The 4367-nt window shown below is 65.0% G+C and carries 7 protein-coding genes; 6 read left to right on the top strand and 1 reads right to left on the bottom strand.

Features of this window, described 5'->3' with window-relative positions; genetic code table 11:
• Positions 1 to 468, bottom strand: a 468-nt coding sequence (locus tag AADA04_RS00210; RefSeq protein ID WP_340691209.1) for a hypothetical protein, incomplete at its 3' end; no start/stop codon positions are given.
• Between the two features lie 182 nt (positions 469 to 650).
• Between AADA04_RS00210 and AADA04_RS00205 the strand changes: the two genes are divergently transcribed.
• The 6 genes from AADA04_RS00205 to AADA04_RS00180 form a co-directional block, all read left to right on the top strand.
• The gene (locus AADA04_RS00205; protein WP_340691208.1) at positions 651 to 1268 is read left to right on the top strand and encodes a helix-turn-helix transcriptional regulator; all 618 of its coding nucleotides are present in this window, start codon (positions 651 to 653) and stop codon (positions 1266 to 1268) included.
• A gap of 3 nt (positions 1269 to 1271) precedes the next feature.
• A complete protein-coding gene (locus AADA04_RS00200) occupies positions 1272 to 1622 on the top strand; it encodes a DUF3147 family protein (protein WP_340691207.1) in 351 nt (116 codons plus the stop codon).
• A gap of 92 nt (positions 1623 to 1714) precedes the next feature.
• Entirely contained in the window at positions 1715 to 3208 is a 1494-nt protein-coding gene (locus AADA04_RS00195) for a pyridoxal-dependent decarboxylase (protein ID WP_340691206.1), read from the top strand.
• A 101-nt stretch (positions 3209 to 3309) separates the two neighbouring features.
• Entirely contained in the window at positions 3310 to 3672 is a 363-nt protein-coding gene (locus AADA04_RS00190) for a hypothetical protein (RefSeq protein WP_340691205.1), read from the top strand.
• Positions 3669 to 4211, top strand: a complete 543-nt coding sequence (locus tag AADA04_RS00185; RefSeq protein ID WP_340691204.1) for a hypothetical protein — start codon at positions 3669 to 3671, stop codon at positions 4209 to 4211. The genes AADA04_RS00190 and AADA04_RS00185 overlap by 4 nt, the downstream gene beginning before the upstream one ends.
• Positions 4208 to 4367, top strand: a 160-nt coding sequence (locus tag AADA04_RS00180) for a sigma factor (RefSeq protein WP_340691210.1), incomplete at its 3' end; no start/stop codon positions are given. The genes AADA04_RS00185 and AADA04_RS00180, both read left to right, overlap by 4 nt.

Here is a 4367-nt window from a genome sequence, read left to right as displayed (position 1 = left end):
CATGGCGCCGATGACGATGGCGGTCTGGCCGCTGCGCATGCCGAGCGCGGCGATCAGGGCCGAGAGGATGACCGTGATCAGGTATTCCGGCGTCAGGGCGATGGAATCGACGACATCGTCATAGATCTCGTCGGTGCTGCGCCGGTCGCGGCTGAGGAAGCGCTCGATCGGGGTGGGCGGACGCACGGGTTGGCCATGGTCTGTGCCTGCCACCTCCGGTTCCTGTAGCGGCGGGATGATGGCCTGCAATTCGAGGACGAGGGCGACGAATCCTTCATTGTCGTGCAGGGCGTTGCTGAGGCGTTTGAGCAGGTTTTCGACATCGTGGCTGAGCACAATGGCCGAGAACTTTTCGCGCCCGTCGGGAACGGCTTCCTGCCAGAGGCGGTCACTGCAGCTTTCGAGAATGCTGCGGGCTTCGTCGACGTCCACATCCTGGACAAAGACTTCGACGAGGCGTGATGACATGGCAGCGGACTCTCAAGGATGGATGTTGACCCAGATTAGACCGGGCGGCTGCAAGGCGCCTACGCGGGACAGTACGTATATATCCTTGCGCGTCCACCTTGCAGGCGGGGCCCGTTCAGGTTGCTTGACAATAGGATTATATACCCATTACCAATGGGGGTGGACAGAACAGGGCTTTTTCCATGCAGCACCAGGATATCTGGCGGGGAATAGACCAGCTGGCAGCGCATCATGGCCTGTCGGCCTCGGGCCTTGCGAAACGCGCGGGACTGGACCCGACGGCGTTCAACCCTTCCAAGCGCGAAGGTGCTGACGGGCGGCCGCGCTGGCCCTCGACGGAGAGCCTTGCGCGCGTGCTGGCCGCAGTCGGCAGCGGGTTTGATGATTTTGCCGCGATGGTCGAAGGGCGCCGGGGCGGGCTGGCACCGCTGATCGGCTTTGCACAGGCCGGGCGGGACGGCTTCTTTGACGATGCGGGCTTCCCGGTCGGCGGCGGCTGGGAAGAGGTGCGGTTTCCGGGCCTCGGCGACGAGCCGGTCTATGCGCTGCAGATCAGTGGCGATTCCATGGAGCCGGCCTATCGCGCGGGCGACCGCATCATTGTTGCGCCGGGCGCCGAGGTGAAGCCGGGCGACCGGGTCGTGGCGAAGACGACGGGCGGCGAAGTGATGGCCAAGGTGCTGGCACGGCGCAATACGCGGACGGTGGATCTGGCCTCGCTGAACCCGGACTATCCGATGCGCAGTTTCAAGCCGAACGAGATCGCCTGGATCGGGCGTATCCTGTGGGCGAGCCAGTAGCGCATGACATATCTCATTCTCAAGGCGCTTGTGTCCGGCATCCTGATCGCGGCGGTGTCCGAGATTGCCAAGCGCAACCCGGGGTTCGGGGCGCTGGTCGCGTCGCTGCCGCTCGTGTCTGTCCTCGGCATGATCTGGCTGTGGCGCGACAAGCCAGACGTGGCCAACATGGCCGATCATGCCAGCGCCACGTTCTGGTACGTGTTGCCGTCGCTGCCAATGTTCCTGCTGATCCCGGCTTTGTTGCGGCAGGGCTGGGGATTCTGGCCGTCTCTGGTGGCGGGATGCCTGCTGACAATTGCGCTCTACCTGCTGATGACGTGGATCGGCCCGCGATTCGGGCTCCGGCTGTGACTGCCGCATTCCCAAGGGAGAGGGGACACGTTTTGCACATGACGCCCGGGAAGTGCTTTGCATGTTCCGCGAAAGCGGGTGAATAGGCCGACATGACCGATACGCCCTATGACGAACCCACACCGCAAGTCTCGCTGGACCCCGATGACTGGGACGCCTTCCGCGCGCAGGCGCAGCGCATGCTGGATGCTGCCATCGACCGGATGCAGGCGAGCCGGCAGGGCCGCGTGTGGACCGAGCTGCCGGATACGATCAAGGATACGTTGAAGGCGCCGCTGCCCCGCGAGGGCTGGGGCACGGAGGACGTGATCAGCCGGATGGAGACCCTGTTGCCCTATGGCGCGGGCAACACCAATCCGCGCTTCTTCGGCTGGGTGCACGGCTCCGGCACGCCGTCGAACATCCTGGCGGAAATGGCGGCCTCGTCGATGAATGCCAATGTCGGCGGGCGCGATCATGGCGCGATCTATGTCGAGAAACAGGTGATCCGCTGGTGCCGCGAGCTGTTCGAATTTCCGGACACCGCCAGCGGTATTGTCGTGTCGGGCACGTCGATGGCGACGATCATCGCGATCAAGGTGGCGCGGGATGCGCGGCTCGATTTTGCCAGCCGCAAGGAGGGCGTCTGCGGGCATGGCCTGGTCGGCTACACGTCGACCGAGACGCATTCCTGCGTCGCGCGGGCGTTCGACCTTGTCGGCCTCGGCACGGATGCGCTGCGGCGGATTCCGGCGAATGACCGGTTCGAGATCGACATGGACGCGCTGAAGGCGGCGATTGCCAAGGACCGCGCCGACGGGCTGACGCCATTCGTCGTGATCGGCACGGCGGGCACCGTGAATGTCGGCGCGATCGATCCGCTGGAGGATCTCGCGGACCTCGCGAAAGCAGAAAACCTCTGGTTCCATATCGATGGCGCATTCGGCGCGCTGGGCGTGCTGTCGGAGCGGGCGCGGGGCCGGTTGACCGGGATCAAGCGGGCGGACTCGCTGGCCTTCGATTTCCACAAATGGATGCACGTCAATTACGATGCCGGCTTTGCCCTGATCCGGGACGAGACGCTGCACCGCGCCGCCTTCACCGACCGGCCGGACTATTTGAAGGCCAAGGAACGCGGGCTGGCAGGCGGGAACCCGTGGCCGGTGGAATACGGGCCGGAACTGTCGCGCGGATTCCGGGCGCTGAAAGTGTGGGCGCAGCTGGCCGAGTTCGGGACCGAACGGCTGGGGCAGATGATCACGCGCAATTGCTACCAGGCGTCATACCTGGGCGAGCAGGTTGCCAGGACGCCGGGACTGGAATTGCTGGCGCCGGTGGCGCTGAACATCTGCTGCTTCCGGCATGTGGTCGATGGCCTGCCGGGCCCTGTGCTGGATGCGATGAACGATGAGATCGTGATCCAGTTGCAGGAGCAGGGGATCGCGGCGCCGTCGACGACGCAGCTGAATGGCCGGACGGCAATCAGGGTGAACATCACCAATCACCGCACGGCGCGCAAGGACCTCGACATATTGCTGACCGAGATCGTGCGGATCGCGGCGTCGCCGGACGTGGCGGCGGTGCGCGAGGCGGCGCAGAAGGCCTGACAGCCGCCGCACGCGCGAACCCGTGTCACAAAACCGGAGGCTGTTTCGTCATAGGAGCAGCAAGAAGGAGATGGCCGATGTGGCGCGGAATATTGATTGGGGTGGCGATACTGAATTTGGGGCTGGCCGGCTATTTATGGTTCGCCCCGCATGCCTGGTACGAGCGCACGCCGGGCGTGGCGATGATGGGGCCGTTCAACCTGCACTTCATCCGGGATGTGGCACTGGCCTACCTGGCCAGCGCAGCGGCGCTCGGTTGGGGCGCCTGGAAGCGCGATGTCACGGCAGCCGTGTTCGGCGCGGCCTGGCCCTGTTTCCATGCCCTGTTCCACATCTGGATCTGGTTCGGGCGCGGCGTGCCCTTCGATGAGATCGCGCTGGTCAACCTTGTCGGCATCCAGTTGCCGGCCTGGCTGGCATTGATAGCGGCCTTGCAGTTCCGGTCCCGGAGGGCGGCGCGATGATCGGATGGTTCCTGAACAGGCAGGCGCGCGCCTTTGGCAAGCGCTACGATTATGACACCGCCTATATGCATGATGTGATCAACACGTCGTCCAAGGCCGGGATGCGCATGGCGGCGTTTCCCTATGCGACCGGCTTTCGCGGGCCACCTGCGGCAGGTGACGTCATGGCAGGCGCGATGCTGGCCTCGACGCTGGACGGCGATTGCGGGCCGTGCGCGCAGCTTGTTATCAATATGGTGATTCAGGCTGGCGGCAGTCCGGCAAAGCTGCAGCTCTGCGCCGAGGGCCGGGATGCGGAGGCGGGGGATGTCGGGCTGGGATTCCGGTTTGCGAAAGCGGCGATTTCGGGTGATCCGGTGGCGGATGACCTGCGCGCCGAGATCGAGGCCCGGTTCGGCAAAGAGGCGGTCGTGGCGGCGTCATTCGCGGCGGCGACGGGTCGGTGGTACCCTGTGTTCAAGCGCGGCCTCGGCCATGGCATGGCCTGTACGCGACTGCAATTTGGCGATGTGCCAGTGGAGGTGAGCGAGACGTCATGAATCCGGCCACGGCGATCTTCGAAGCAGAACGGCCCAGGCTGACGGCGCTGTGCTACCGGATGCTCGGCGAGCGCGCCGGGGCCGAAGATGCCGTGCAGGATACATGGCTGCGCTGGTCGCGGATAGATTCGGGGGCGATTGACAATCCGGCGGCAT

The sequence above is a fragment of the Hyphomonas sp. genome, assembly GCF_037969335.1.
Classification (GTDB): Bacteria; Pseudomonadota; Alphaproteobacteria; order Caulobacterales; family Hyphomonadaceae; genus Hyphomonas.
This window is presented reverse-complemented; position numbering and strand designations above follow the sequence as displayed.